Consider the following 25,903-nt stretch of genomic DNA (forward strand, 5'->3'; position numbering starts at 1 on the left):
ATGGACGTTATTCGTAAACCACTCTGGCAGCGAGTGTTGCGGGTCTCACTATTCTGTATTGTCGCCATACTGGCTCTCGGGGGGGTTAGCTTCACGCTGTTGCATTTCGCGGGTAGCGAAACGGAACTAAGGACGTGGTTGCTTCAGATAAAAACGCCGCTCCTGTTCTGGCGACTGGCGCTGTACACGGTTATCACGTTTTTCTGGCTGCACCGTGTCCGGGGCTATTTCCTGCGTCACTGTACCCGGCGCTTTCAGGTTTACCGGCTGGAAATAATGACGGTTTGCCTGTTCGTGATGATTGAAATCACCAGTTCGCGTTGGGGGATGTGATGACGGCTGACAGCTATCTGGAAATGGTGCTGGTCTTTATGGGCTGGCTCATCAATAACGCGCTGTGGATGATTATTACCACCACAGGTATTTTTGCTATTCCGCTGGCGTTTAAAATCGCTGGCGTTTGGCTGAAGGTTCGGGAAGAGGGGGATGACGAAGGAAATAAGGGCGCGCTGGCGCTGCCGCGAATGGAGCACGTTCTGTATGTTGCGTTCGTGGTTATCATGTTTTGTGCGATGCCAATGCAGGATATCGATATCACGACGATGAAATTTGATCGTACCCGTTCAGCTCAATGTGGCGTGAACGTACCGAAACCGGACGAATCCGGCTACGGGCCGCTGATTGCAGAGTTCAACGGCCAGACGGCGAAAATCCCGGCGTGGTGGTATCTGGTGCATTCCCTGTCCAAAGGGGTGACGCACGCGGCTATCGCTTCAATCCCCTGCGGAAATGACTTCCGGTTGTTACGTTTTGAGGTTCAGCACACTAAGCTGATCGATCCCATTATCCGGGAGGAAGTGCAGGAGTTTGCCAGCCAGTGCTATGCAAAGTCGTATTACAAGCTGAAGAACAGCAATCCGAAACTTACCGCCGCCACGATTGATTCAGTTGGCTGGATTGGTTCTGATTATTTTCTCAATACTTCAGGGTATTACGACTATTACACCTCGACGTCGCCGCGAGCCGCGTGGCCGTATAGCGAAAGCCGGGACAGTGGATATCCCAATGTTGGCCGTGGCGGCTATCCAACCTGCAAAGACTGGTGGAGCGCATCGGGTAAGGGGCTGAAAAGCCGCCTGCTGGAAAGCTTTGATACCAGGACGGTCAATATGATGAAGGCAAAGTCTCCTTCAAACTGGGAAGAAAGCCTGTTGCGCTGGCTGGTGAGTCCGCAGAACACGCACCTGTCCGGTGGTGGCGATACTTACATGATGGGTAACCAGCAGGGGCAGGGTTCGGGCATCGATACCGGCATTAAGCAGGCGCTGAGTGGTCTTGGTGCGCTTTCTGCTCAGGTGACGCAGCTCCCGGCATTTGATGCCCTGCGGCAGGCATTGCCAATGGTTCATGCTGTTTTGCTGATGGCTATCGTGGTGTGTATCCCACTGGTCATGTTGTTTGGCGCTTACGATCCGAAAGTGGTGGTCACCATTACTTTTGCGATGTTTGCACTGATATTTGTCCCGTTCTGGTGGGAGCTTGGCGGCTGGATGGATGACAAGCTCATCGAGCTGATGTACGCCAGCTACAAAGGGTATACGAACAGCTTCAATAACTGGCTTGCCAGCACCGGCTCAGATGGCTGGATAATGAATCTGGTACTGGGGGCGATGTATGTGATGTTGCCTATGTTCTGGTTTGGGGCTGTGGGGTGGAGTGGTGCTCAGATAGGTGCCGTTGTTTCGTCTGCGATTGCAAAAGCATCGGAAGGATCGCAACAAGCAGGGGCTAAAGGTCCTGGAGTGGCAGGTGAAGTGGTAAAAACTGTTGCTACGAAAGGTGCTTCGGCTGGGAAAAAATAAATAAAAATACACAGGCTGTAGGTTTGTCCTACAACCTGTGGTGAATAGAAAACCGTCCCTCAAATTCGTCGCGATACTCGCCGTTCATCTCCCAACCATTAAGGGGAGCCATTAAACACAAACAATCAAAATCGATATGATGCAGACTGCCGCCGTTATCTTTCCCTAACAAACCGAGGAGACGAAATGGGAGATTTAGGTTGGCTATTAAGCGTGTTTACCGTAGTTCCTTGCGTTATTGCCAGCGGTGTTATGTGGTGTGTTATGCAGCGCCGCATGGTAGGAACCCGTGCAATGAATGAGCGACTATTTGCAGAGCGCTATATAGATCGGGAAGAAAAGTTAATGCTTCAGTCATTGCGTTACTACGTGGAGGCCGCAGGTGCAGCAGAAACCGCAGGTGTACAAAATAGCATCATCCAATTATGCGAAGTAATAGACTCGGAGAAAGCTACTGGAGCCGAAAATTTGAAGGAAGTAGCGACGGGTGGCGCGTGGCATCTGGCTAAACGGGCTGAAAATCTGGTAATGGAAGCGGCGAAGATGGCTACTCTAGCTAAGGCGACTCGTGAGGAGCGTATTAAGTTGGTGGCTAAAATTCCAGTGGATCGCGATGAAGCTCTAAACGCTATTTATGAGGAATGCGCGGCGCTACACGATAAAGTGATCGCTGCTTTTAATGTAGAGTATGCTAGGTGACGTGTAAATACGTAGCCAATTGTGACACTGCTTTGTCTTTGCAACTGTTGGTTTGCACAAGGAGTTAGCATTGAGGTTGCCTTGCTAAATGCGCATCCGCTGACTGATGCATGGGTACGAAATCATATCGTGTCGCTATCGAGGAAGCGTTAGCTGCTTATGTCTGTGGACAATTGAGCAAGTTGGGTGGATGTTGAGTTGCTGGCAGGAGTCGCGTCCAACGTGAGGAATCTATCAACCCACGGAATCAGCACCATTAATCAAATAATAGCGTTGGTGAATAATGCATAGTATGTACATTATCTCACATGGCTTTTATTTAAATGACTGATTTTCAATGGTTGGTATCCACTTTTACTGTTATTCCCTGCATCCTCACTGCAGGGGTAACTTGGTTAGTAACAAAACAAAAAAATAAAAAGGATTATAAAAAACTGATTGATTTCGCTAGCACATCACATCGCTCAGCACTCCTATCTTTTGAGCAGATGCCATTAATGATGTGCGTTCATTATCTTAAGGAAGGGAATTCTATGATGATGTGTCACGGTATACAGGCCGGGGTCGAGGCCATTGCTGGCTTGGTGAAGGATGAATATGCAAAAGAAGTATCAGATGTTATTAATGCAACGCCTGGTTTATTAGAAACTATTTACAGTAAGGCTGAGGGATATTTGCAGGAAGCTGCACGCTACGAGGAAGTTGCAAATAAAGCATACAATGACAGAAAGGAAAGAGGAATTAAGCTACCGGTAGATGACATAGATACTTTGGAATCTCTCCGCGAAGAAATAAGAGAGGAGGGAAAAAAATTATATACGGCCCTCACAACTGATGATGCTTAAATAAGATCCTATCTATGATTCTGTGTAAACGTCTTATTCAGAAGTTAATCATCAAAGTGCCTTAACTTGTGATCGTTACTATCATAATAACCTGGTCCACTATGACCATTACGGAAACCAGAATGATGGTCTTCTGATTCCATAGATGGAGTCGCTGGGTGAGAGGTTTTGCTCCCAGCGGCAGCGATAGCAAGGATAACTGAAAAAATCATCTTTATAGCTTCAACTAAGCCATTGAAGATCATCGCCCACACATCTGATTGAGGTGATGCTTTATCGCTATCTTTCATTGTAAGTCCCTCCTGATAAGAGAACCCTAGCATATTAGTAAGGCCAGTCAAAATAAAATTTCAGCACTTTTCCTGAGAAGATACAATAATCCATTTTACATCAGCTATATGAATGAAATAATTCCTTTCACATAATTGATGAATGCTTTTGTTCTCGAGTATATAATTTGTAAAATAATATTTTAAGGTGATTTAATAATGATATATTACGGAAAAGTAGTCAAATATCTATCTAAAGGATATGGTTTTATTGAAGGTATTCCATTTACGACAAGTAATTTTGTTCAGCGTGATCTTATGGTGTTTTTTCATATTGGAGATATTAAGAGTGAAAACTCCCGAAATCTAATTAAAAATAATAATTACGATGATTTTTATTTTTGGTACTCAATTAAAAAAAACGGTAAAAGGAATTTCAGTTAACAATATATGGAGTTGTTATACTGATATTCCTGATGAAGAAATAACTCCTTTACTGAAAGGGGTTGAATTTCATTCTGATAGATATGAATCAAAAAATGGATTGTGTTTATTAGAAGCAAAACAAGTAATGCATTACATTGAGATTTTCAAGAGTGAAAAATGTACGGAGCAAAAACACGTCAATGATTATATAGATCGCAATGGTTTATGGCACCAATTTGGTGAAATGGCTAGCTATAATGATCACGGGGAACATAAGAATATACCGGGAATAACCCCAGCATTTTATGGGATAGTAGGCCAGATTATAAGAATGAAAAAAGGTAATGGAAAACCATTGACCGCATCTAGGAAAATGTCTGATAGTCCTATTATATTAATGTGAATATTATATTGATAATTATTCTGAGGTAATATATTCTGCATTTGCTACACAGTTGTCTCCGACAACAGCCAATGCTTCAGCGCAATCGGAACTGCGCCAGCGATTTGAGAGAAGCGCCTTCGGGTGATCGTAAGCCAATATCATAGGGAAAGAAGCGCGGCCTGAGACTGATGCCTTCGGGTGGCCGCAGCCAAAATCGTCGTAATCTGAGAGACGATGCCTTCGGGCGGTAACACCGTTTAACCTTTGAGAACGGTGATCGCAAACGCGATAAAGGTACACTTCAACGCAGGGCAACAATGTCTGCCCGAAATCCTTAAAGCTGTTTTCCTTTGGACTTACGTCCAGCTTATCCCGGCAACATTTGCGGCTCGTTGCTATGCCAATTGGAACATTTGGCATCTGCAAGAGCAGCATTTGGCGATGGGATATGCGCAGCGTCACTTGTGTAAGAGCGGTAGCGATACCAAGTGACGCTGCGCTAAAGGGCATCGTCTTAGCAGACGGAATGCGGTCTTTCAGCACTCTGTACAGTCTGACGCACACGTAGTCACGGTGTTCAGACTGGGGAAATAGCATCTTTAAGCACACTTTTTAACCATAACGTCTTATCACGGAACGCATCCATTCACGGAGAAACCATGAGAGCAGGCGTATCAACTTCAGGAGAAAATTCGACTCGGTATCAATGGCAATGTCAGTGAAAGCTGACGTATGGAGGTAGTCTGACTAACGTCAGGACGGCATACGCCGCGAACAGCTCTGCGAGCTGGGGAACCTCGTAAAAACTCAACATGTTGTCACCCCGATGCACAGATACCCGTCGAGACGCAGGAAGCGCAAAACCTAACCGTGCCGTCGGGGCCAGATGTACCACTCATGTTCTGTATGAAAATTCAGAATATAGATCGCGCTCGTTTCCATATTTCTGGAGAAGAGCTTGATCTGTATTTCTTTGTGAAAGGGGACAGGTATGTCGAAATTAAGTAAGCAGTTGGTTACGCTGGCAAGGCAGGGAGGTGGTGGGTTCAAGACTATCGCGGATCGTTCAAAGATCGCCTCCCGTGTAGCGGAGAGAATAGCTAAGTTAAATATTCAGATCCGGGATGTGAAACATATAAAAACCAATCATATTGAGCTGTATGTCAAGAGTCGCAAGGCTGAGGGGATATCTAAAAGAACAATGCAGAATGAAATGGCCGCAATCAGAAATATGCTGACCGTTGCCGGTCGGACAAAACTTGCTGATCCGGGTCATGAAAAATTAAGTAATTCAGCTCTCGGATTAGCCGATGCCAGTCGTGACGGTACTAAAGTCGCAATAAGTAGCGAACGCTATCTCGCAGCGTTCGCTTATTCAGAGAGGCAAGACGTTGGCGTAGCCGCTGCAATGCAGGTTGCTCGTTGTTTTGGTCTGAGGACAGAAGAAGCAGTGCAATCTGTTAAATCATTAAAAACTTGGCAACGTGCATTATCGCATGGTGATGATCGCATCAGGATCGTATTTGGCACAAAAGGAGGGAGGCCAAGAGATACGACTATTATAGATCGCGATAAAATGTTAATCGCTGTTAATAATGCTCTGAAAGTTGCTGCTGAACAGAATGGTAAGCTGGTTGATAAACCAGATTTGAAATCAGCAATTGATCGTTATCGAAATATTGTCAGAAATGCGGGGTTAGTGGGGAAATATGCGCCTCATAGTCTGCGATATGCCTGGGCAGGCGAAGCGATGGAATATCATAAAAGTAAAGGGATGAGTGACGATGAGGCGAAAGCCATGGTGTCTATGGATCTGGGACACGGTGATGGTCGCGGGCGTTATATTGAACGTGTCTATAATAAACCTGATATCGAGGAATAATTAAACCTGCTTGCCTCTGTGGAATATAAGCGATAGCATTTAAACGTTAATCCGTTGTCTCCGACAACAGCCAATGTCCCGGTAATCTGAGAGGGACGCCTTCGGGTGATTACCAGCCAAAATTGTCATGACCTGAGAGACGATGCCTTCGGGCGGTAACGTTGTTTAGCCTTTGAAAACAGCGGTCGCTTTTGCGATGAAGGTACACTTCTCACCACAGCGGATTTTCCGCTATCAATGTTGTCACTCACCCTAAGGGAACACGTTTCCCGCAGGGGATCGGTGTTCCCTTTTTTATGTAAGGAATACATCGATGACTACTCGTTTATCTCTGGCATTTACGCCTGTTTCTATCACGCTCCCGGCCTGGGAACACGCTATTGAAGTGTTTGATTTTTCCCAGTGGGAACGTCGGCAATTTGCGCTCATTAAAGCCGCGCAGGATGCCTGGAACCATCGTCCAGATCCCGACATTCAGCAGGTGACATTTTCTCTGACGTTGTTTGTCCGTCTGGGAGGCGAAACTGCCGAACGGACGCAAAACTTTGTCGCCAGATATGTTGATGATGCACTGGTAGTAACCCTGGGAGAATGAGAGATGAAAATTCAGCTTGAACTGACTGATGACGAAGCGCTGGCATTGTCGCATCTGACTCAAAGTCTGACATGGAACACGATGCGTGATTTTGTCATGACTAACAGCGAATGCGATGAAATGCTTGATGCGGTCCGGAAATTAGAAAGAACGTTGACGGAACACGGCTTCAGGCACCAGTACGGCTGTCTCGCTTAAACCTTACCTTGACCCTTGCGGGGATTGATTTCCCTTCAGGGAGCGATCCCTGCTTTTATTCACAGGGATATCAGTATGACATCGAAATACACTTATCTTCCGGTTGCGGATTATCGCAATACGACTGAGCGATTATTCCGTCAGGCGATTGTTCATTACAACGCTTGCGCGGGGAATGATGAACGAGCTTCCTGGCGTAGTCAGTCCATTATGGCGCTGGAAATCACAGCGGATATCAACTGTAAGCGTGCAACTGAACGTGACCGGCGAAATTTTCTTTCTGCCAGGAAGCGTTTGCAGGAACGCGTTAACGGTGTGCTGGTTTCCGGGGAGGTATGTCATGGATAACGTAACGACGATCGATATGCAGCCTGTTCCCTTTGGCCTGGTTCTTCTGAAATATCTGCATACTCCACGTCGTGTGGCTCCGTTTTTTGCGTGGGCTAAGCGTCTTTTTGGCATCACGCTGTCTTTGTTTGCCCTCGGGCAGATTGCCAATACGACGGAAGAGGACAGCGATATCCTGCTTTACCACGCTTTGCGTGATTACGCGTTGGATCACTCTGAGTCGGTCGAGATTATGGCCGCGATAGACTGATTTTTTACTTTAGCCCGGGTAGGGATTCTTCTGTCTGGTTACATAAATCCATATCACCCCCACAGGGAACTCGTTTCCCGGTGGGGAGGACGGTTCCTTTTTAATTATTGAGGAACTGACCATGATTACAGACCAGACAAATAGCGTATTTTCTGCTGAAAATTTATGCGAGCTGGCAAAACTTGAAGGTGACTTGTTGGCTGTGGCCGCATTCGAACGTCTGGATATCGGAACACAACAGGATGAGGATAACTTCACGGATAATCAGTGGACGATTGCCAGTCTGGCCCGAACCTTTGCGTGGGGATGTGCTGGCGATTTGCCGCGTTATGCGCACCCTTCATGCAAGACTCTTTTTGATGAGGTTATTGAGCTTGCCAGAGCGGTATGTCCGGGAACCTGGGATTATTTTTTCAAGATTGGCATGGATGAATCGATAGCTATGGCTGCGATGGACTGACTTTTCACTTTAACCCAAACGGGGATTGTTCCCCGTTTGGGAGCCATCCCCGTTTTTTATTGACGGGAATGGCATATGACGAAGAAAACTACCAACCGCAAATCTGTCCCACGGCAGGATTTGTTCCAGACCGTTACCGATAAGATTATTACGGCGCTGGAGAATGGGACGACACCCTGGCGTAAAGCGTGGCAAACCGGAAAGGAGGGGTTGCCTGCTAATGCCATCACTGGCCGGAACTACAGCGGTATTAACGTGATGCTGTTATGGATCGATGCCGCCGATAAGGGATTTCACTCAAATCGCTGGCTGACCTTCAAACAGGCACTGGATGCAGGTGGTAATGTCCGGAAAGGTGAAAAATCGACGCTGGTGACGCTGTTTAAACCGTTCCAGAAAGAAGCTACGGATAACAGCGGCCAGCCGGTGTTTGATGAGAACGGTGAGGTGGTCATGCGGGATCGCTGTTTTATGACCAGCTTCCACCTCTTCAACGTTGAGCAGTGTGAAAACCTGCCCGATAAACTTTGCCCGGCAATACCGGTTTTGCCCGACGTGGAACGTATTACCCGGGCAGAACAGATAGCAACCTGTAGCGGCGTGTCTGTGATACATCGTCATCAGGATCGTGCGTATTACCGCCCGGGTGTTGACCACATCATGATGCCGGAAGCTGCTCAGTTTGATTCGGCGGAAGACTACTACAGTACGCTGCTGCATGAACTGGTGCATTCCACCGGTCACGCTTCGCGACTGGCGCGTGAAGGCATTGTTTCTACCTCACAGAAGTTTGGCGATCCAGTTTATGGATTTGAAGAATTGATCGCGGAGATGGGAGCGGCCTTTCTGTGTGCTGAAGTTGGCATCCATGGCGACTTGCAACATGAAAGCTATATTGCATCGTGGCTGCAAACGCTGAAGGAAGATAACCGCGCAGTGTTTCGTGCCGCTCGCTTTGCCCGGGAAGCGTTTGAATACCTAGTTTTATGTGAACGTACATTCATGTCTTCATTGTAATAAGAATACGAGTTATTATATATTCTGGTCATCCAATTTAGGATGGCCAGTTTTTAAGATATTAATTTTGTGCTGATGACAATATTATAGAGTGAGCCAGAATGGAACTGAATGATGTAAAAAACAAAATTATTTTTTGGTACAATAAGTTACAAAACCATCCTATGAAGTTTATTTCTTCTGTTTTTATTGTTTTTTTTGCTATTACAGTTTTGATATCGTTGTTATTCCCTGTGCTTAGTAAATATATACTCCCTAATTTTTCAATTGGTATATATAATAAGGCTTTTTGGGATGGCGTACTTATTAATCTCAACTCATCTCTAATTGATTTTTTGTTTTTTGGATTGTTACTTTTTTACTTTCAAGATCGAAATTCTAGGAAGCAATTTAAGGAACAGATGATTGATGAATTAGGTGATATATCTAAGTATAATGAATCGCAAGTCAATTTAAAAAAAATAGGATTATTTAGAAGGTTAAATGAGTTAGGTATTAAGTCATTTTCCTTACAAAGAATGGAGTTATCTGGCGAAGGAATTGAGATAAGATCCTTAGAGTTTATTGATAGTGATTTTATCGGCGCTAGAATGGAAGGTATTTACATGAATGATGTTTTCTTTAAAAACACAAATCTACATGCTGTAAGTTTTGATAATACAACCATGAGAAATGTAGTCTTTGAAAATTGTAAACTTTCTAATGTGAAAATGAATCATGTCAAATGTAAGAATGTTACTTTCAAAGGTTGTGATTTCACTGGTGGTATACTGTCTAATGGTCAGTTTAAGAGTTGCGATTTCAGAGGGGGACGATTCGATAAAGTTAAATTCACAGGGGCAAATTTAAATAGAGCAAACATGAGAGATTGCTTGTGTATAAATGCAGAAGATATTAGTCAAGCAAAAGATATAAACTATTTAGTGGCAGATGTCAGTGTCATAAATGAATTGAAACGGATTAACCAAGATAATATAAAATATTACCAAATAAGAGATACGGCGTAGGGGAATTGAACCCCATCACTGAGTTAACTCAGCTGACCCACATCGTGCCTATTGACAATGTACATCATATGGGAAACATCATAAATGTCAATAATTGCAAGTTAAAAATGCCTATTAGATCACGTTGGTGTAGAGATTTAAGTCTGAAGGCTAAGCCAAGGAACTGATAAATTTATGGATTAGAGATATTGATTAGATAGTTGGCCTTTTTTCTTCCTGGGTTTAACGTAGCAGAATTTCTAACGCAGAAAACCCTACTATGTTGAATATTAAATCTTTTCTCCGCCCAGGGCGTTCACGCCCGGATGCTCCGCCGACCATTAAGTCGATAGAACTCTCTTTACCTCCAGGCTACTTTCTACCCATGACCGCCAGTGAACTGCTGGCGTCAACCCGTCGTCAGCAATGGCTGCAATCGCTCTGGGATTATTCGTCCCTGCCGAAAGACATGTATCGCCAGTATTACCTTGCTCCGCTGGAGCATTGCGTGACTCTGATGCAGCAATTTCCTCTTAAGGAAAGTGGGCCATATGCCCGCCCCGGGGGGATGGCTGACTATATGCTGGAAACTGTGTCGTATGCGGCGCGGTTGTCGAAAAGCTACATGCTGCCAGTTGGCGCACCGCCGGAAGAGCAGGCGGCGCAGAGCGCGGCCTGGAATGCGGTGGTGGTCTATGCGGCTATGTTGCCTTCGCTTGAGTATCTTTGTCATCTTCACGTTGAGCTGGAGAACGGTAAACGCTGGTTTCCGTTACTGGATGCGCCTCCAGAACCTTATCGCTTTCGTTTTGAACCGGAACAGTCTCCGGAACGGCTGCAAAGTTTTGGCGCAAAGCTGGCGTGGAAGATTATTCCTCCTGAAGCGATTGGCTGGCTGAGTAGCTGGCCGGAGGCCATCAAGACCCTGTCAACGTACCTGACTGGCTTCCGGGCGCAGTCGGGTGTGGTCAATGCCATTGTGTCTGAGGCTATACGCCTCACTGCCGGAGCGCCGGAAAGTGAGACACTGGTTGCACCGGCGGCAATAGTTCCAGTCCTGGCTGAATCATTGCAGGGTGATTCGCTGCTGTCCGGATTAGCTGATGATGTGCCAGAGCTGGTTGCGTCGTACTCCGAAGAGGAAAACCTTCTGGCCGCAGAATCTGTTTCGCTGCTGGATGTTGGCCAGCTATCCCCGGATGGGCAAGAGGAACCGGATGATACTGATGCATTGCTGGTGATGATGGGCTTTGCCAGCGCTGATGCAGCAGAAACCGGAGAAATCACGCCATCCGCCGAGTTGAACGATCCCGGAGAGGCATTCTGGCAATGGTTGGTCACAGGATGTCGTGCCGGTAGTCTGATTCCGAACAAACCTGACGGGCGGATTCACTTGGTTGCCGGTTACGTGTTTCTGCGTGCGCCGGGGATTTTTCACCAGTATCTGACGGAGACGAACGCGCCGGGAGAGGATAAGGCTCGGCTTCAGAAAGCGTTTGAGCGGCTGGGCCATCACCGGCAGGATAATGGCACGATGTATACCTGCCAGTTGTACCAGAACGAGCAACGGGAAGGGCGCTTTCAGAAACTGAGCGGCTACCTGGTACTTGCCAGCAAGGTCTATGACAGCGATAACAATCCAGGGGATAACCCGTTATTGATTGTTATATAAGGATATTCTAATGGATTCGTGTACCTTTGGTCTTCTTACTGAACAGTATTTTTACAGTAAATCATTACGACCGGCGACGGAGTGGAGCTACCAGAAAGTGGTCCGCTCATTCGAAGGATTCACACCGTTTAACCCTACGAAGATCGATCACCTGACGGTGCTGAAGTGGCGTCATACGGTACTGAATGACCAGAACTGTGCGACCCGAACGTGGAATAACAAAGTTGCCCACATGAGGGCATTGTTTAATTTTGGTATCAAGCAGGGGTTGTTGCCGCAGGCCGAAAACCCTTTTAACGGTGCGGTCGTTCGCCCAGGCACGAAAAAGAAGAAGACGCTGACACAGACGCAAATGGACGCGATGTACCGACTGATGGAACAACATTTGGACGCTGAGACAGGGAAGGGGAACAGCAGTATGTTCAATGGTCGTAGAAACGCTCTGCGTCCGGTGTGGTTCTGGCTGACGGTGATGAATGTTTTTCGCTACACCGCGATACGGCAGAACCAGCTTCTGCATATCCGGCTGGGCGATATCAATCTTGAGGAACGATGGATTGACCTGAATATCGAGGGAGCGAAAAACCATCGCGAGCACCGTGTTCCGATTGTCTCGTTGTTGTATCCGTCGCTGGAGGAACTGGTGAGAAAAGCCGGTGAGGCAGGGATGGAGCCGGACGATCAGGTGTTCAATGTAGGCTGGTTCGACCTGATGAGAAAGAGTAAGTATCCGGAGGTGATGAACGAGTACCCGCTGAGAGCGTTCTTCCGCCGCTTGTCCCGGGAGTGTAAGTTTACGATCACGCCGCACCGGTTCCGCCATACGGTGGCAACGCACATGATGAAATCACCTGAACGTAATTTGTACGCGGTGAAGAAACTGCTGGGCCATGTCAGCATTACATCGACGCTGGAATACATTGATGAAAGTGTTGATAGTCTGCGGGATATACTCGAAACCGAATTGATGTAGTGAGGAAGGCTTCAGGAATGGCGTCAAATACTTACATTATTTGACATTGAAAAGATTTCTTGTAAATATCAGATGCGAAAAAACAGACTTGTTGGAGCAAGTCTGTTTTCCAAGAGCCTTTTTTCAACCACAAGTAACAGCGTTACATCGTGTTTTTACTGGCTCGCCTTCGTGTCCGTCAGGATTGCATCTTGCAAATCTGACCAACCGGCTTTGAATAGTGGTGCCCGGACTCGGAATCGAACCAAGGACACGGGGATTTTCAATCCCCTGCTCTACCGACTGAGCTATCCGGGCAACGGGGCGCATTAAACCGTAATCGCCGCGCCTCGTCAACGAAATTTATCTGTTTTGCAGCAGACTGAACAATCTATCACCACATTGCGCTAAAAGCACGCGTCTTCAGGCAAAAAACAGCGTCCAGGCCGCTGAAATTGGCATCGCCAGCACCAGCGCAGGCAGCATATTCACCACGGCAAACATTTTTATCCCGCAGATGCGCAGCCCGGTGGCCACCAGCAGCATACCGCCGACGGCGCTGAAATCCGCCAGCATCATCGGCGTGGTGAGCGGCATAATAATCGCCGCGCAGGCTGCAAGAGTCAGCTGGATGAGCAGCATCGGCACGCTGATGGCGGCGACGGCAATGCCCAGGGTGCAGGCGAAAATGGTGGCGGTGAAAAAGTCGAGAAACGCTTTGGCAATCAGAATGCTGGCGTCGCCAGTCATCCCTTCGCGCATGGCGCCGAAGACGCCGGTGCCGCTGGCGCAGAACAGGACGATAATCGCCACATAGCTCTGAATATAAGAGTCATGAGCCGAGGCCTTTTTCTTGCCTTTCGCTGACATCAACTGCTGGAGCTTACTGACCAGCGTATTGATGCCTTTTTCCATATTGCATATTTCGCCGAGCAGCGTCCCCACCAGGGTCGACAGCACCATCACCGGCAGATTGGCGCACTTAATGACCAGTAAAATGCCGATGCCTAATGATGCCAGGCCAAAAATTGAGGTCATTGATGTGCGGATCCGTTCCGGCAACCGTTGACTGAGCAAGGCGCCCAGCACACCGCCGACCAGCACCGCGCTGGCGTTAATAAAAGGTCCTGTAACCACGCTGACTCCTGTTAAATATCCCTGATAACCGCATTATTATGACGTTAACCCGCCGCGAAAGCTTGTGTATCCGTGATATAAGTGCATACGGTTTTCATCTTGCGCCTGTTCGGGAAAGGTGCCATGATTGCGCGAATTTTCTCCTCCCTGATATGAGGCCGCCGATGACGACACTGCCATTATCTCGCCAGCGACGTCGCGCACAGATGCGCGGGCTGCCTCATCTTGCTACGCTTACCCCTCTGTTCACCATGCGGTGAAGGACACGTATGCTCACTGTAGGGCAACAGTAAGATCGGACGCGTCTGCTTTTACTGATGTCCGGCGGTCGGAGCTGAAATCCGTCAGACCCGGACACATCGTTGGGCAAGGTTTCCTTGTCTGAGATTTTTACACTCCCGATACGGGCATTTGCGCTTATGAAATCCATGCACATTGCCGCCAGCTGCGAGCTGGTCACCCGCTTGTCCACCCACCGTCGCGTTGTGGCGCTGGACAGTACCGATTTTACCGATGTGGCGGCCGTCGTCATCACTGCGGCTGACAGTCGCAGCGGCATCCTTGCCCTCCTCAGACGCAGCGGATTTAATCTGCCGGTCTACCTGCTGAGTGAGACGGCGGTCGAGAAGCCAGAGGGTGTACAGGCGGTGATCGCCGGTAAAGATCAGGAGTGGCTGGAGCTGGAGGCGGCGGCCTGTGATTATGAAGCGCGTCTGCTGCCGCCGTTTTTCAATACTCTGACCCAGTACGTCGAGATGGATAACAGCACCTTTGCCTGTCCGGGGCATCAGCACGGAGCGTTTTTCAAAAAGCACCCTGCAGGCCGTCAGTTCTATGACTTTTTTGGCGAAAATGTCTTTCGCGCCGATATGTGCAACGCCGACGTAAAATTAGGCGATCTGCTGATCCACGAAGGCTCGGCCAAGCACGCGCAGAAATTCGCAGCGAAGGTGTTCAATGCGGATAAAACCTACTTCGTCCTTAACGGCACCTCGGCGGCCAACAAAGTCGTGACCAACGCGCTGTTGACCCGCGGCGATCTGGTGCTGTTCGATCGTAACAACCACAAGTCAAACCATCACGGGGCGCTGATTCAGGCGGGAGCGACGCCCGTCTATCTTGAAGCCGCGCGCAATCCGTTCGGCTTTATTGGCGGCATTGACGAGCGCTGCTTTGATGAGCGTTACCTGCGGGATCTCATCCGCGAAGCGGCGCCAGAGAAAGCCAATGCCTCCCGCCCGTTTCGTCTGGCGGTGATCCAGCTCGGGACCTACGACGGCACGGTCTATAACGCCCGCCAGGTAGTGGATAAAATCGGCCACCTCTGCGATTACATCCTGTTCGACTCGGCCTGGGTGGGCTATGAGCAGTTTATCCCGATGATGGCCGACTGCTCGCCGCTGCTGCTGGAGCTGACCCCGGACGATCCGGGTATTTTTGTCACCCAGTCCGTGCACAAGCAGCAGGCCGGCTTCTCGCAGACGTCGCAGATCCATAAAAAGGATAACCATCTGCGCGGCCAGGCGCGCTTCTGTCCGCACAAGCGGCTGAATAACGCCTTTATGCTGCATGCCTCCACCAGCCCGTTCTATCCGCTGTTTGCCGCGCTGGACGTCAACGCCAAAATTCATGAAGGCGAGAGCGGCCGCCGCCTGTGGGCCGAGTGCGTGGCGCTGGGCATCGAGGCGCGGAAAGCGATCATCGCTAACTGCAAGATGATCCAGCCCTTTATTCCGCCGGTGGTGGCGGGGCGGCCATGGCAGGATCACCCGACCGAGGCGATCGCCCGGGAGCGCCGCTTCTTCAGCTTTGAACCGGACGCGCGCTGGCATGGTTTTGAGGGCTATGCGGACGACCAGTATTTTGTCGACCCGTGCAAGCTGTTGCTGACCACCCCGGGCATTGACGCTGAGAGTGGGGAGTACAGTGAGTTCGGCATCCCGGCGACCATTCTGGCGCATTATCTGCGTGAAAACGGCATCGTGCCGGAGAAGTGCGATCTCAACTCGATTTTATTCCTGCTGACGCCAGCGGAGAGCGCCGAAAAAATGGCGCAGCTGGTGGCGATGCTGGGACAGTTCGAACAGCATATTGAATCGGATACGCCGCTGGCTGACGTGCTGCCGACCATCTACAACAAATATCCGGTGCGCTATCGCGATTACACCCTCCGCGAGCTGTGCCAGGAGATGCACGATCTGTACGTCAGCTTTGATGTGAAGAGCCTGCAAAAGGAGATGTTCCGTAAACGGAGCTTCCCGCGCGTGGTGATGAATCCGCAGGATGCTAACCGCGAATTTATCCGCGGCAACGTGGAGCTGGTGCGTCTGAGCGAGGCGGAAGGCCGCGTTGCGGCAGAGGGGGCGCTGCCCTATCCGCCAGGGGTATTATGCGTGGTGCCCGGTGAGATCTGGGGCGGGGCGGTACTGCGCTATTTCCTCGCGCTGGAGGAGGGCGTCAATATGCTGCCGGGATTCTCGCCGGAGCTGCAGGGGGTCTATAGCGAAACGGATCCAGATGGCATTAAGCGGTTGTACGGGTATGTGTTGAAAGCGTAAACCGCGACCAGGTATTGTGCGCGTATTTTTGCCGGATGGCGGCTGGCGCCTTATCCGGCCTACAAATTCTGTAGGCCCGGTAAGGCGCCAGCCGCCACCGGGCAATGACGATCAGGCGCTCTGGCGCGCGGCGGCAGGCTGTCTGACGTGTTGATACTTGAACAGCGCCACGAAGGCAAAGGCCAGCACCAGCGAATAGCCAGCGAAAATCAGCCATACGCTCTGCCAGTTAGTGATCCCCTCGACGGTAAAGTGCTCAACCACTTTGCCGCTCACCATCCCGCCAAGAATGCAGCCGAAGCCGTTGGTCATCATCAGGAACATCCCCTGGGCGCTGGCGCGGATTTCCGGACGCACTTCTTTCTCAACGAATACCGAACCGGAGATGTTGAAGAAATCGAAGGCGCAGCCGTAGACGATCATCGACAGCACCAGCAGTACGGTGCCGAACGGCGTCGGGTCGCCGAAGGCGAACAGGCCGAAGCGCAGCATCCACGCGACGATACTCATCAGCATCACGTTCTTAATGCCGTAGCGGCTGAGGAAGAACGGAATGGTCAGGATAAACAGCGTTTCGGAGATCTGCGAAATCGACATCAGCACCGAGGCGTGCTCGACGATAAAGCTGCCGGAGAACAGTGGATCTTTATCGAAGCTATGCAGGAAGGTGTTGCCGAACATATTGGTGATTTGCAGTTCGGCGCCGAGCATCATCGAGAAGATAAAGAAGATTGCCATACGCTTGTTTTTAAACAGCGCAAAGGCGTTCAGGCCGAGCATCTCGGTCCAGCTCTGATTGCGTTGGGCGTTAGCGACCGGAATATGCGGCAGCGTCAGGGTGAACAGCGCCAGGACCACCGACAGGATCGCGCCGATATAGAGCTGCATATGGCTCAGCTCAAAGCCCGAGAAGCTCACGCCCCACATGGCGAAGATAAAGCCGATGGTGCCCCAGATACGAATCGGCGGGAAATCGGTGACGATATCCAGTCCTGCCGACTGCAGGCGGTAGTAGGAGATGGTGTTAATCAGCCCCAGCGTCGGCATATAGGCCAGCGAGTTGAGGAGGATCACGAGGAACATCTCACCCGGCGTGGTGACCTGCGCCGCGAGGTACAGCGTCAGCGCGCCCACCAGGTGGCAAACGGCGTAAACCCATTTAGCGCTGATCCATTTATCGGCGACGATGCCGAGCAGCGTTGGCATCAGGACGGCGGCGATGCCGAGCGAGCTATACACTGCGCCGATTGCCGCGCCGTCAAACTTCAGCGTGACAAACATGTACGAGCCGAGCGTGGTCAGCCAGCTCCCCCAAAGGCAGAACTGCAGGAACGACAGTATTTTTAGCTGCAGCTTAAGATTCATGTATTTATCCTCACGAATATGGGCTTGTTATGTTTATTAAATAACATAACCACCGTTATTTTGATGCGATTCTATCATTCAGGGGTGAGAAGCTTCTGTTAACTGCCGCAGAAAATCGAAAAGATATTACGAAGTATGTCCTATAAAAAAGAGAGGCCCAGTGCGATGTCCGGGCCTGTAAGAGAGGGGGGTTATTTGCGGCGATAGCTTTTCTGCGCAGTGTTAACTTTATACAGATACCGGCGCGATTCGGCCGACGGATGGCGGGTGGTGAGCGTCTGGTAGACGTCGCCTGGCGCCATGCTGTTAATGATGTTCGCCGCCTGGACTTTATCGCTGGAGAACACGCGCAGTACGCTGCCGGCGCCGCCGTTATAGGCGGTGATCACCGCGTAGCGACGCGAGGTTGGGTTATCGATGCCGGCGAGATAAACATTGTTCAGCATCGCCAGATAAGCGGTGCCGGTATCGATGTTATTCGCCGGGTCAAACAGATAGCTGCGGCTCGGCAGGCCGGATTTGCCCTGCGAACGGAAGACGTCTTTCCCCGCGCTGTGCTGGACGACCTGCATCAGCCCCATGGCATCGGCGTGGCTCACCGCATACGGGTTAAACGATGATTCTGTTTGCATAATTGCGAGGATCAGCGACTCATCAACACCGTATTTACGCGAGGCCTGACGCACTATGCCGAGATACTTATGCGCACGTTTGTCGAGGTGGTTCGGTACCAGATTGATGGTGATGCTGTAGATCACGCGCAGGCCGTTGCTGCGGCTCTTCAGACGGGTTTGCAGTAGATAATCGGCATAGCGCGCGGCGCGCCACTCCCAGCGGATGGATTCACCGGTGTTATCGACCACCTGACCATAGAGGAACGGCTCTTTGGAGATCTGAATATCATCGACGTCGGAGTAGAGGTCAATGGAGTTGGGGTCATCGCCCATCAGCAGCGTTTTGATGATCGCCTGGCGCAGTCGTCCGCGCGGATCGGTGCCCGCGATGGTCTCGACGGTGATCGTCCCGGCATCAAAGTTGATGTGGCTACGGGTTTGATATTGATCGGTGTATTTGACGTAGTCCTTCGGCCCGGCGAGCAGGACTTCGTTATACCCCCAAATGTTCTCGATGTTGTGGGCAAACTGGCCCATCAGGATATCGAATCCGTTCGTGTCCTTGACCCAGGCCTCGTTATATTCGGTGCCTTTTTTATTGGAGCTGGAACACGAAACGAGCAACGGCGCAATCAGCGCGAGCGCTAAGTATTTTTTCATCATTCCGGGCGTGCGTGTTGTGTTTGTTTTTAAAAGGCCACAGGGCCCTTACTGTTTTTCTGGCGGCGTGTAGCCTTCGATATGCACGTCTTTCCCTTCAAACAGGAACTGCACCATCTCCTGCTCCAGCAGCTTGCGGTGCTCCGGGTTCATCATGCTGAGTTTTTTCTCGTTGATCAGCATGGTCTGCTTGTGCTGCCACTGCGCCCAGGCTTCTTTGGAGATTTCGTTGTAAATGCGCTTGCCGAGCTCACCCGGATACAGCTGGAAATCCTGGCCGTCCGCTTCACGCTGCAGGAAAGTACAAAAAATGGTTCTGCTCATAATCAATCCTCTTTGATAGCCGAAAATTTATACCGGCGTTCCGGCTTTTAACTGTTGCAACAAGCGCTCCACGGGGGCCGCCAGTCCGACCGACGGCGGCTGCGCTAAGTTATACCAGAGTGCGTTGCCTTCATCCATGCATGCGCCAGATGAGTGCACTGTAAGCCACATCGGCACAATATCCAGGTGGAAATGGCTGAAAGTGTGGCGAAAGGCGGTTAATTGCGTCAGATTATCGGTCTTTATCTGACGCTGCGCCAGCCACTCGCGCAGCCCGGATTCGTCTGCAAACTGCGGAAAACAGAATAATCCGCCCCACAAACCCACAGGTGGACGCTGGGAGAGAAACACCTCGTCGCCGTGCTGCATCAGCAGGAAATAGCCGGTGCGTTCCGGGATGATCTGCTTCGGTTTTTTGCCCGGATATTCCGCCCATGAATGGTTCGCATAGGCCACGCAGCCGTTGCTCAACGGGCACAGCTCGCACTTCGGCTTCGAGCGGGTGCAAACCATCGCCCCGAGATCCATCATCGCCTGGTTGAAGCGTTCTACCCCTTGCGCCGGGGTCACCTCTTCGCTGATATCCCACAGCCGTTTTTCGACCTCTTTTTTCCCCGGCCAGCCGCTGACAGCATAGCAGCGGGCGAGCACGCGCTTCACGTTGCCGTCGAGAATCGGATAATGCTGACCGAGCGAAAGCGACAGAATCGCCCCTGCCGTTGAACGCCCGACGCCGGGCAGCGCTGCCACTTCGTCAAAGGTTTGCGGGAAGATGCCGCCATGCTGTGTCGCCACCTGCTGGGCGGCTTTATGCAAGTTGCGCGCCCGCGCGTAGTAGCCGAGACCGGTCCACAGATGCAGCACTTCATCCAGCGGCGCGTTGGCGAGATCCACTACCGTTGGGAAACGCGCCATAAAGCGTTCAAAATACGGGATTACCGTGGTCACCTGGGTTTGTTGCAACATCACTTCGGAGAGCCATACTTTGTAGGGCGTCTTGGCGATTTGCCAGGGCAGGGTTTTACGCCCGTATTTGTCGTACCAGTCCAGAACCTGGGCTGAAAATTGCGCGGCGAGAAAAGTCAAAGCTATGGCTCCGGGATCGCGATTACAGGGTGGCAGATTGCAGCACAAGGGCGAGTGGCTGTAAACCCTTGCATCCGCCGGGTAACTTTGGATAATGCCCGTTTTCCGAACACTTTCACTAGCAGACTTAACTTTTATGAAAAACGACGTCATTTCTCCGGAATTCGATGAAAACGGCCGCCCGCTGCGCCGTATTCGTAGCTTCGTCCGTCGCCAGGGGCGCCTGACGAAAGGGCAGCAGCATGCGCTGGATAACATTTGGCCGGTGATGGGCGTTGAATTCAACGATGCGCCGCTCGATTTCGCTGCCCTGTTTGGCCGCGAAGCGCCGGTCACACTAGAAATTGGTTTCGGCATGGGGGCTTCGCTGGTGGCGATGGCAAAAGCCAAACCGGAACAGAATTTCCTTGGCATTGAAGTGCACTCCCCGGGCGTTGGCGCCTGTCTGGCTTCTGCTGAAGAAGAAGGTGTGCAAAATCTGCGTGTGATGTGTCACGATGCGGTGGAAGTGCTGCATACCATGATCCCGGATAACTCACTGAATATGGTGCAGCTGTTTTTCCCTGACCCGTGGCATAAAGCGCGTCATAATAAACGTCGTATCGTGCAGCCGCCTTTCGCTGAGCTGGTCAAAAGCAAACTGAAACTCGGCGGCGTCTTCCATATGGCGACCGACTGGGAAGCCTATGCCGAGCATATGCTGGAAGTGATGTCCTCGCTGGAAGGCTATCGTAACCAGTCGGCAAGCAACGATTACGTACCGCGCCCGGAATCGCGCCCGGTAACCAAATTTGAACAGCGTGGTCATCGTCTCGGCCACGGCGTATGGGACTTAATGTTCGAGAGGGTGAAATAATGGCCAAGAATCGTAGCCGTCGTCTGCGTAAAAAAATGCATATCGATGAGTTTCAGGAGTTAGGCTTCTCCGTCGCCTGGCGTTTCCCGGAAGGGACCACCGAAGAGCAGATCGACCAGACGGTCAACGATCTGATCGAAGAGGTGATTGAGCCGAACAAGCTGGCCTTCGACGGCAGCGGCTATCTCTCCTGGGAAGGTCTCATCTGCATGCAGGAGATCGGTAAGTGCACCGAAGAGCATCAGGCCATCGTACGCAAATGGCTGGAAGCGCGTAAGTTAGAGGATGTGCGCACCAGCGAACTTTTTGACGTCTGGTGGGACTAAGTTTGACAAGGGTCGGCAACTGCCGGCCCGTTTTGTCTTAAGGGAGTTTTATGATGCGTAAAACGCTGCTGGCGGTGGCGCTCTCCGTCACCGCTTTGTCTGCCCATGCGGACTACCAATGTAGCGTCACGCCGCGTGACGATGTGATCCTTAGCCCGCAGCAGGTGCAGGTGAAAGGGGAAAACGGCAATCTGGTGATAAAGCCGGACGGCAACCTGACCTTTAACGGTAAAGCCTATACTCTGAGCGCCGCCCAGCGCGAACAGGCGCAGGATTACCAGGCCAGCCTGCGCAGCAGCCTGCCGTGGATTGACGAAGGTGCGCGTTCGCGAGTCGAAAAAGGCCGTAAGGCGCTGGATAAAATCATCACTGAACAGGTTGGCGCCAACAGCAGCATGCATGGTCGCCTGACCAAGCTGGACGCGCAGCTGAAAGAACAGATGAACCGCATCATTGAGCGCCGCAGCGATGGCCTGACCTTCCACTATAAAGCTATCGACCAGGTACGCGCCGATGGCCAGCAACTGGTGAATCAGGCGATGGGCGGCATTCTGCAGGACAGTATTAACGAGATGGGCGCGAAAGCGGTGCTCAAAGGCGGCGGCAACCCGCTGCAGGGCATTCTCGGCAGCCTCGGCGGCCTGCAAACGGCGATCCAGGATGAATGGAAAAACCAGGAGGCCGATTTCCAGCAGTTTGGTAAGGACGTCTGCAGCCGGGTGGTCTCGCTGGAGGATAGCCGGAAATCGCTGGTTGGCTCGCTGAAATAAAGACATGGCGGTCCGCTTTCCGACAGGACCGCCTCTGCGTTTACTCGTTCAGAAATAACTCAAGCAGGGAATTCAAAAACAGCTTACCGTGCTCGGTGATCTGCCAGTTCTGCTCGTCTTCCTGTAGATACCCCTGGGCTATCGCCGCGTCCAGCTGCGGGCGGATCGCCGCTTCATCAAGACCGGTATAGCGGCTAAATTCTGCGCGCGGCGCGGCCTCCAGCAGGCGGAAACGGTTCATAAAGAACTCAAACGGTTTATCCGCCTCTTCCACATCATGCTGACGCTCGAGGTAGCGGCCCTCCATATACCCGCGTGGGTGGCGGGTTTTGGCGGTCCGCAGGATGCGTCCGTCAGGGAAGGTTATCTTACCGTGCGCGCCGCAGCCGACGCCGAGGTAGTCGCCAAAGCGCCAGTAGTTGAGATTATGCTGACACTGGAAGCCCGGTTTAGCGTAGGCGGAAGTCTCGTACTGCTGATAGCCGGCGGCGCTCAGCAGCTGATGCCCCTGCTCGAAAATATCCCATAGCGCGTCGTCATCCGGCAGCACCGGCGGCCGGGAACCGAACAGGGTGTTCGGCTCAATGGTCAGCTGGTACCACGACAGGTGCGGTGGATTCAGCGCAATCGCCTGACGCAGATCGTCCAGCGCCTCCTCCAGCGACTGGTCCGGCAAACCGTGCATCAGGTCGAGATTGAAGCTGCGCAGGCCCAGGCCGCTGGCGAGACGTGCCGCCCGTTTGGCCTCTTCCGGACCGTGGATCCGCCCCAGGCGCTGCAGCTTCGGTTCGCTAAAGCTTTGTACGCCGATGGAGATGCGGTTCACTCCGGCGCGCTGGTAATCAACGAAGCGATCGGCCTCCACGGTGCCCGGGTTGGCTTCCATAGTAATTTCCGCCCCAACGGCCAGCGGCAGGCAGGCGCGGACGCCATCCAGCAGAGTTTGCATGGCCGGGCCGGACAGCAGGCTCGGCGTACCGCCGCCGATAAAAATAGTGCCTATTCCCCGTCCCTGGGCATATTGCGCATCGGCCTGCAGGTCGTTTAGCAGATGCTGGACGTAATCGTCATGCGGCACCTCGCCTTTCAGCGCATGCGAATTAAAGTCGCAGTACGGGCATTTCTGCACGCACCAGGGAATATGAATATAGAGACTCAGCGGCGGCAAATTAGCCATTACGTAATGCTTCCAGTAACAGTTTTAGCGCTTGCCCACGATGGGAAATCGCACTCTTTTCTTCACGGCTCAGTTCGGCCGCGGTTTTCCCTTCTGACGGGACGAAGAAGATCGGGTCGTAGCCGAAGCCACCCGTACCGGCGGCTTGTCGGGTGATTACCCCAGGCCAACTGCCGTGGCACACCAGCGGCGTGGGATCCTCGGCATGGCGCAGATAGACCAACACGCAGTGGAACTGCGCCTGACGCTGGTCGTCCGGCACGTCCTTTAATGCGTCGAGCAGCTTCTCAAGATTCTGCTGGTCGGTGGCGTCGACGCCGGAATAGCGGGCGGAGTAAATACCCGGCGCACCGCCAAGAGCATCGACGGCCAGACCGGAATCGTCGGCAATGGCCGGCAGGCCGGTGATCTGTGCCGCATGACGCGCTTTCAGAATCGCGTTTTCAATAAAGGTCAGGCCGGTCTCTTCCGCAGAGTCCACGCCCAGCTCGGTCTGAGCGACGATATCGAGACCAAAATCTTCCAGCAACGAGGCCAGTTCGCGCACTTTACCGGCGTTGCCGGTCGCGAGGACGACTTTTTGCATGATGAATCCTGTTTATTCAGTTAGCGCCGCGACCGCAGTCGGGATCTGTTGTGGGGCGATGATTTTAACTTGCTTATGGCGACCCAGCTCGCCTTTTTCAATCAGTACCTGGCTTTTGGCGACGCGGAACTGTTTGGCGAGAAATTTCACCAGGTGGGCATTGGCCTGGCCATCAACGGGCGGGGCGGTAATGGCGACTTTGAGCTCGTCGCCATGTACGCCCACGATGCTATCGCGGCTGGCCTTCGGCTGAATGTACAGCCTCAGCACCAGCCCGTCAGCACAGGTTTCAACGGCACTCATAGCGCCATCCACAGCCCCGGCAGCAGCACGTTACCGGTGGCCTGCAGCACCTCGGCGACGCCCATATTAATCACGTACAGCAGCAGCACCAGCACCATCGGTGAGAAATCGATACCGCCCATCGACGGCAGCAGGTTGCGGATAGGGCGCAGCAGCGGGTCCGCCAGCTGCATCAGCACGTACTCTACCGGGCTACGGCCCTGGCTGACCCAGCTCATGATCGCCATCAACAGCAGCACCCAGAAGATCAATGAGCCGATGGTTTTCAGCAAAATAAGCAGGGCGGAGATCCAGATGATCGGCTGGAAGGTGATCACCATAAACAGCACGATCGCTTTGATGACGCAGAGAATAAATGCCACCAGCAGCGAGGCGCTGTCAATCGGCCCCATCGCCGGGATAATCCGGCGCAGCGGCCCGACAATCGGCTGCGTGGCCTTCACCACAAACTGCGAAAACGGGTTGTAAAAGTCGCAGCGCGCCCACTGCATCCAGACGCGTAACAACACGACCATCGTATAAAGCTCAATGACCGTTGAAAGCAGGAAAGTCAACGTCTTCATGGCGTTCCTCAGATTCCTTATTATTTGCTGTAGTCGCGCGCACCAAAAATAGCTGTGCCGATGCGCACCATCGTGCTTCCCGCCGCGATTGCGGCTTCCATATCGTCCGACATTCCCAGAGACAACGTATCGACCGTGGGGTACCGCGTTTTTAATCGCGCAAATGCTACCGCCATTTGCTGGGCGACGGCAAACTGCCTTACATATTCTGACTCAGGCGCGGGGATGGCCATCAGGCCGCGCAGCTCCAGATGAGGTAATTCAGCGATCTCCGCCGCTAATGCATCGAGTGCTTCCAACGGGATGCCGGATTTACTCTGCTCATCGCTGATGTTGATTTGAATCAGCACCTTCAGCGGCGGCAGATGCGCCGGGCGCTGTTCGCTCAGGCGGGTGGCGATTTTCAGCCGATCGACAGTGTGGCACCAGTCAAAATGCTCTGCCACCAGCCGGCTTTTGTTGGACTGTAGAGGGCCAATAAAGTGCCACTGCAGCCCACTGACGCCGGCCTGCTGGAAATGGTTAATCTTTTCCACGCCCTCCTGGACGTAGTTTTCACCAAATGCCCGCTGGCCTGCCGCGATGGCTTCTTCGATCGCGCTCGCAGGTTTTGTTTTACTCACTGCAAGCAATGTCACTTCTTCTGGCGCACGCCCGCAACGAGCGGCGGCACCGGAGATTTTGTCCCGGACCTGTGCCAGGTTATGCGCAATATCGTTCATATTCCGAGGA

General features: G+C 51.7%; 30 protein-coding genes and 1 tRNA gene. 19 read left to right on the forward strand and 12 right to left on the reverse strand.

Going from position 1 to position 25,903, the window contains the following annotated elements; all coding sequences use genetic code 11:
* From CWM61_RS20280 to CWM61_RS28845, 4 genes are all read left to right on the forward strand, one after another.
* Entirely contained in the window at positions 1–333 is a 333-nt protein-coding gene (locus CWM61_RS20280; RefSeq protein ID WP_079935430.1) for a hypothetical protein, read from the forward strand.
* Positions 333–1,862: a conjugal transfer protein TraG N-terminal domain-containing protein gene (locus CWM61_RS20285; protein ID WP_100631817.1), complete on the forward strand. Its 1,530-nt coding sequence runs from the start codon at positions 333–335 to the stop codon at positions 1,860–1,862. Before CWM61_RS20280 ends, CWM61_RS20285 begins: the two co-directional genes overlap by 1 nt.
* Before the next feature lie 186 nt (positions 1,863–2,048).
* A complete protein-coding gene (locus tag CWM61_RS20290; protein ID WP_040252051.1) occupies positions 2,049–2,561 on the forward strand; it encodes a hypothetical protein in 513 nt (170 codons plus the stop codon).
* A 323-nt stretch (positions 2,562–2,884) separates the two neighbouring features.
* A complete protein-coding gene (locus tag CWM61_RS28845) occupies positions 2,885–3,406 on the forward strand; it encodes a hypothetical protein (protein ID WP_023157795.1) in 522 nt (173 codons plus the stop codon).
* Positions 3,407–3,450: 44 nt separating this feature from the next.
* Here the strand turns inward: CWM61_RS28845 and CWM61_RS28850 are convergent, their stop codons facing one another.
* Entirely contained in the window at positions 3,451–3,696 is a 246-nt protein-coding gene (locus CWM61_RS28850; protein WP_071785618.1) for a hypothetical protein, read from the reverse strand.
* 367 nt (positions 3,697–4,063) lie between these two features.
* Between CWM61_RS28850 and CWM61_RS28855 the strand changes: the two genes are divergently transcribed.
* From CWM61_RS28855 to CWM61_RS20345, 11 genes are all read left to right on the forward strand, one after another.
* A complete protein-coding gene (locus CWM61_RS28855; protein ID WP_133122468.1) occupies positions 4,064–4,504 on the forward strand; it encodes a hypothetical protein in 441 nt (146 codons plus the stop codon).
* A gap of 973 nt (positions 4,505–5,477) precedes the next feature.
* On the forward strand, positions 5,478–6,368 hold the full coding sequence (locus tag CWM61_RS20300; RefSeq protein ID WP_100631818.1) for an integrase domain-containing protein: 891 nt from the start codon (positions 5,478–5,480) through the stop codon (positions 6,366–6,368).
* Between the two features lie 313 nt (positions 6,369–6,681).
* Positions 6,682–6,963, forward strand: a complete 282-nt coding sequence (locus CWM61_RS20305; protein ID WP_100631819.1) for a hypothetical protein — start codon at positions 6,682–6,684, stop codon at positions 6,961–6,963.
* A gap of 3 nt (positions 6,964–6,966) precedes the next feature.
* The gene (locus tag CWM61_RS20310; RefSeq protein ID WP_000701593.1) at positions 6,967–7,161 is read left to right on the forward strand and encodes a hypothetical protein; all 195 of its coding nucleotides are present in this window, start codon (positions 6,967–6,969) and stop codon (positions 7,159–7,161) included.
* Between the two features lie 75 nt (positions 7,162–7,236).
* On the forward strand, positions 7,237–7,509 hold the full coding sequence (locus CWM61_RS20315; protein WP_100631820.1) for a hypothetical protein: 273 nt from the start codon (positions 7,237–7,239) through the stop codon (positions 7,507–7,509).
* A complete protein-coding gene (locus CWM61_RS20320; protein WP_100631821.1) occupies positions 7,502–7,759 on the forward strand; it encodes an antirestriction protein in 258 nt (85 codons plus the stop codon). Before CWM61_RS20315 ends, CWM61_RS20320 begins: the two co-directional genes overlap by 8 nt.
* A gap of 121 nt (positions 7,760–7,880) precedes the next feature.
* Entirely contained in the window at positions 7,881–8,219 is a 339-nt protein-coding gene (locus CWM61_RS20325; protein WP_100631822.1) for a hypothetical protein, read from the forward strand.
* Between the two features lie 75 nt (positions 8,220–8,294).
* Positions 8,295–9,236, forward strand: a complete 942-nt coding sequence (locus CWM61_RS20330; protein ID WP_100631823.1) for an ArdC family protein — start codon at positions 8,295–8,297, stop codon at positions 9,234–9,236.
* A 101-nt stretch (positions 9,237–9,337) separates the two neighbouring features.
* Entirely contained in the window at positions 9,338–10,243 is a 906-nt protein-coding gene (locus CWM61_RS20335) for a pentapeptide repeat-containing protein (RefSeq protein WP_100631824.1), read from the forward strand.
* Between the two features lie 259 nt (positions 10,244–10,502).
* Positions 10,503–11,894 carry a TraI domain-containing protein gene (locus CWM61_RS20340; protein ID WP_100631825.1) on the forward strand — a complete coding sequence of 464 codons (1,392 nt, stop codon included), beginning with the start codon at positions 10,503–10,505 and terminating at the stop codon, positions 11,892–11,894.
* A gap of 10 nt (positions 11,895–11,904) precedes the next feature.
* Positions 11,905–12,867: a tyrosine-type recombinase/integrase gene (locus tag CWM61_RS20345; protein WP_100631826.1), complete on the forward strand. Its 963-nt coding sequence runs from the start codon at positions 11,905–11,907 to the stop codon at positions 12,865–12,867.
* Between the two features lie 221 nt (positions 12,868–13,088).
* On the opposite strand, the gene CWM61_RS20350 is transcribed toward CWM61_RS20345, so the two are convergent.
* Both CWM61_RS20350 and CWM61_RS20355 read right to left on the reverse strand, forming a co-directional pair.
* Positions 13,089–13,164 (reverse strand) — tRNA-Phe (locus tag CWM61_RS20350).
* Positions 13,165–13,269: 105 nt separating this feature from the next.
* Positions 13,270–13,983, reverse strand: coding sequence for a DUF554 domain-containing protein (locus CWM61_RS20355; RefSeq protein WP_100631827.1), 714 nt, complete (start codon positions 13,981–13,983; stop codon positions 13,270–13,272).
* A 419-nt stretch (positions 13,984–14,402) separates the two neighbouring features.
* On the opposite strand from CWM61_RS20355, the gene CWM61_RS20365 reads away from it, so the two are divergent.
* Entirely contained in the window at positions 14,403–16,541 is a 2,139-nt protein-coding gene (locus CWM61_RS20365; protein ID WP_061153322.1) for an ornithine decarboxylase, read from the forward strand.
* Positions 16,542–16,652: 111 nt separating this feature from the next.
* Here CWM61_RS20365 and CWM61_RS20370 read toward each other — a convergent pair whose 3' ends face one another.
* From CWM61_RS20370 to mutY, 4 genes are all read right to left on the reverse strand, one after another.
* On the reverse strand, positions 16,653–17,906 hold the full coding sequence (locus tag CWM61_RS20370; protein ID WP_074387589.1) for a nucleoside permease: 1,254 nt from the start codon (positions 17,904–17,906) through the stop codon (positions 16,653–16,655).
* Between the two features lie 191 nt (positions 17,907–18,097).
* The gene (gene mltC / locus CWM61_RS20375) at positions 18,098–19,180 is read right to left on the reverse strand and encodes a membrane-bound lytic murein transglycosylase MltC (protein ID WP_100631828.1); all 1,083 of its coding nucleotides are present in this window, start codon (positions 19,178–19,180) and stop codon (positions 18,098–18,100) included.
* Between the two features lie 48 nt (positions 19,181–19,228).
* A complete protein-coding gene (locus CWM61_RS20380) occupies positions 19,229–19,504 on the reverse strand; it encodes an oxidative damage protection protein (RefSeq protein ID WP_004105744.1) in 276 nt (91 codons plus the stop codon).
* A 27-nt stretch (positions 19,505–19,531) separates the two neighbouring features.
* Entirely contained in the window at positions 19,532–20,590 is a 1,059-nt protein-coding gene (gene mutY, locus CWM61_RS20385; RefSeq protein ID WP_074387590.1) for an A/G-specific adenine glycosylase, read from the reverse strand.
* A gap of 136 nt (positions 20,591–20,726) precedes the next feature.
* On the opposite strand from mutY, the gene trmB reads away from it, so the two are divergent.
* Genes trmB through CWM61_RS20400 form a run of 3 tightly spaced genes read left to right on the forward strand, consistent with a single transcriptional unit; the run spans position 20,727 to position 22,542 of the window.
* Entirely contained in the window at positions 20,727–21,446 is a 720-nt protein-coding gene (gene trmB, locus CWM61_RS20390; protein ID WP_061153326.1) for a tRNA (guanosine(46)-N7)-methyltransferase TrmB, read from the forward strand.
* Positions 21,446–21,772 (forward strand): YggL family protein, encoded by a 327-nt coding sequence (locus CWM61_RS20395; protein WP_012540559.1) that lies wholly within the window; start codon positions 21,446–21,448, stop codon positions 21,770–21,772. Before trmB ends, CWM61_RS20395 begins: the two co-directional genes overlap by 1 nt.
* Positions 21,773–21,822: 50 nt before the next feature.
* On the forward strand, positions 21,823–22,542 hold the full coding sequence (locus CWM61_RS20400; protein WP_012540560.1) for a DUF2884 domain-containing protein: 720 nt from the start codon (positions 21,823–21,825) through the stop codon (positions 22,540–22,542).
* A gap of 40 nt (positions 22,543–22,582) precedes the next feature.
* Here the strand turns inward: CWM61_RS20400 and hemW are convergent, their stop codons facing one another.
* From hemW to CWM61_RS20425, 5 genes are read right to left on the reverse strand one after another with little or no spacing between them, the layout of a single operon-like run.
* Positions 22,583–23,719, reverse strand: a complete 1,137-nt coding sequence (hemW, locus tag CWM61_RS20405; protein ID WP_100631829.1) for a radical SAM family heme chaperone HemW — start codon at positions 23,717–23,719, stop codon at positions 22,583–22,585.
* A complete protein-coding gene (locus CWM61_RS20410) occupies positions 23,712–24,305 on the reverse strand; it encodes an XTP/dITP diphosphatase (protein ID WP_012540562.1) in 594 nt (197 codons plus the stop codon). Before CWM61_RS20410 ends, hemW begins: the two co-directional genes overlap by 8 nt.
* 12 nt (positions 24,306–24,317) lie before the next feature.
* Positions 24,318–24,608, reverse strand: coding sequence for a DUF167 family protein YggU (gene yggU / locus CWM61_RS20415; protein WP_002916614.1), 291 nt, complete (start codon positions 24,606–24,608; stop codon positions 24,318–24,320).
* Positions 24,605–25,171, reverse strand: a complete 567-nt coding sequence (locus tag CWM61_RS20420) for a YggT family protein (RefSeq protein WP_004205182.1) — start codon at positions 25,169–25,171, stop codon at positions 24,605–24,607. Before CWM61_RS20420 ends, yggU begins: the two co-directional genes overlap by 4 nt.
* A 20-nt stretch (positions 25,172–25,191) precedes the next feature.
* Positions 25,192–25,893: a YggS family pyridoxal phosphate-dependent enzyme gene (locus CWM61_RS20425; protein ID WP_061153329.1), complete on the reverse strand. Its 702-nt coding sequence runs from the start codon at positions 25,891–25,893 to the stop codon at positions 25,192–25,194.
* Positions 25,894–25,903 lie beyond the last annotated feature (10 nt).

It is taken from the genome of Klebsiella sp. K-Nf6 (assembly GCF_002806655.1).
In the GTDB taxonomy this organism is placed as follows: domain Bacteria; phylum Pseudomonadota; class Gammaproteobacteria; order Enterobacterales; family Enterobacteriaceae; genus Klebsiella; species Klebsiella variicola.

What these genes read in the sequence shown, in the direction of transcription:
- CWM61_RS20330 (WP_100631823.1), top strand. Translation starts at nt 8,295, where the DNA reads ATGACGAAGAAAACTACCAACCGCAAATCTGTCCCACGGCAGGATTTG.
- CWM61_RS20280 (WP_079935430.1), top strand. Translation starts at nt 1, where the DNA reads ATGGACGTTATTCGTAAACCACTCTGGCAGCGAGTGTTGCGGGTCTCA.
- CWM61_RS20420 (WP_004205182.1), bottom strand. Translation starts at nt 25,171, where the DNA reads ATGAAGACGTTGACTTTCCTGCTTTCAACGGTCATTGAGCTTTATACG.
- CWM61_RS20365 (WP_061153322.1), top strand. Translation starts at nt 14,403, where the DNA reads ATGAAATCCATGCACATTGCCGCCAGCTGCGAGCTGGTCACCCGCTTG.
- yggU (WP_002916614.1), bottom strand. Translation starts at nt 24,608, where the DNA reads ATGAGTGCCGTTGAAACCTGTGCTGACGGGCTGGTGCTGAGGCTGTAC.
- CWM61_RS20335 (WP_100631824.1), top strand. Translation starts at nt 9,338, where the DNA reads ATGGAACTGAATGATGTAAAAAACAAAATTATTTTTTGGTACAATAAG.
- CWM61_RS20425 (WP_061153329.1), bottom strand. Translation starts at nt 25,893, where the DNA reads ATGAACGATATTGCGCATAACCTGGCACAGGTCCGGGACAAAATCTCC.
- CWM61_RS20395 (WP_012540559.1), top strand. Translation starts at nt 21,446, where the DNA reads ATGGCCAAGAATCGTAGCCGTCGTCTGCGTAAAAAAATGCATATCGAT.
- CWM61_RS20285 (WP_100631817.1), top strand. Translation starts at nt 333, where the DNA reads ATGACGGCTGACAGCTATCTGGAAATGGTGCTGGTCTTTATGGGCTGG.
- CWM61_RS20325 (WP_100631822.1), top strand. Translation starts at nt 7,881, where the DNA reads ATGATTACAGACCAGACAAATAGCGTATTTTCTGCTGAAAATTTATGC.
- CWM61_RS20400 (WP_012540560.1), top strand. Translation starts at nt 21,823, where the DNA reads ATGATGCGTAAAACGCTGCTGGCGGTGGCGCTCTCCGTCACCGCTTTG.
- CWM61_RS20380 (WP_004105744.1), bottom strand. Translation starts at nt 19,504, where the DNA reads ATGAGCAGAACCATTTTTTGTACTTTCCTGCAGCGTGAAGCGGACGGC.
- trmB (WP_061153326.1), top strand. Translation starts at nt 20,727, where the DNA reads ATGAAAAACGACGTCATTTCTCCGGAATTCGATGAAAACGGCCGCCCG.
- CWM61_RS20370 (WP_074387589.1), bottom strand. Translation starts at nt 17,906, where the DNA reads ATGAATCTTAAGCTGCAGCTAAAAATACTGTCGTTCCTGCAGTTCTGC.
- CWM61_RS20315 (WP_100631820.1), top strand. Translation starts at nt 7,237, where the DNA reads ATGACATCGAAATACACTTATCTTCCGGTTGCGGATTATCGCAATACG.
- CWM61_RS20345 (WP_100631826.1), top strand. Translation starts at nt 11,905, where the DNA reads ATGGATTCGTGTACCTTTGGTCTTCTTACTGAACAGTATTTTTACAGT.
- CWM61_RS28845 (WP_023157795.1), top strand. Translation starts at nt 2,885, where the DNA reads ATGACTGATTTTCAATGGTTGGTATCCACTTTTACTGTTATTCCCTGC.
- CWM61_RS20290 (WP_040252051.1), top strand. Translation starts at nt 2,049, where the DNA reads ATGGGAGATTTAGGTTGGCTATTAAGCGTGTTTACCGTAGTTCCTTGC.
- hemW (WP_100631829.1), bottom strand. Translation starts at nt 23,719, where the DNA reads ATGGCTAATTTGCCGCCGCTGAGTCTCTATATTCATATTCCCTGGTGC.
- CWM61_RS20310 (WP_000701593.1), top strand. Translation starts at nt 6,967, where the DNA reads ATGAAAATTCAGCTTGAACTGACTGATGACGAAGCGCTGGCATTGTCG.
- CWM61_RS20305 (WP_100631819.1), top strand. Translation starts at nt 6,682, where the DNA reads ATGACTACTCGTTTATCTCTGGCATTTACGCCTGTTTCTATCACGCTC.
- CWM61_RS20340 (WP_100631825.1), top strand. Translation starts at nt 10,503, where the DNA reads ATGTTGAATATTAAATCTTTTCTCCGCCCAGGGCGTTCACGCCCGGAT.
- CWM61_RS28850 (WP_071785618.1), bottom strand. Translation starts at nt 3,696, where the DNA reads ATGAAAGATAGCGATAAAGCATCACCTCAATCAGATGTGTGGGCGATG.
- CWM61_RS28855 (WP_133122468.1), top strand. Translation starts at nt 4,064, where the DNA reads ATGATTTTTATTTTTGGTACTCAATTAAAAAAAACGGTAAAAGGAATT.
- mltC (WP_100631828.1), bottom strand. Translation starts at nt 19,180, where the DNA reads ATGAAAAAATACTTAGCGCTCGCGCTGATTGCGCCGTTGCTCGTTTCG.
- CWM61_RS20410 (WP_012540562.1), bottom strand. Translation starts at nt 24,305, where the DNA reads ATGCAAAAAGTCGTCCTCGCGACCGGCAACGCCGGTAAAGTGCGCGAA.
- CWM61_RS20300 (WP_100631818.1), top strand. Translation starts at nt 5,478, where the DNA reads ATGTCGAAATTAAGTAAGCAGTTGGTTACGCTGGCAAGGCAGGGAGGT.
- CWM61_RS20320 (WP_100631821.1), top strand. Translation starts at nt 7,502, where the DNA reads ATGGATAACGTAACGACGATCGATATGCAGCCTGTTCCCTTTGGCCTG.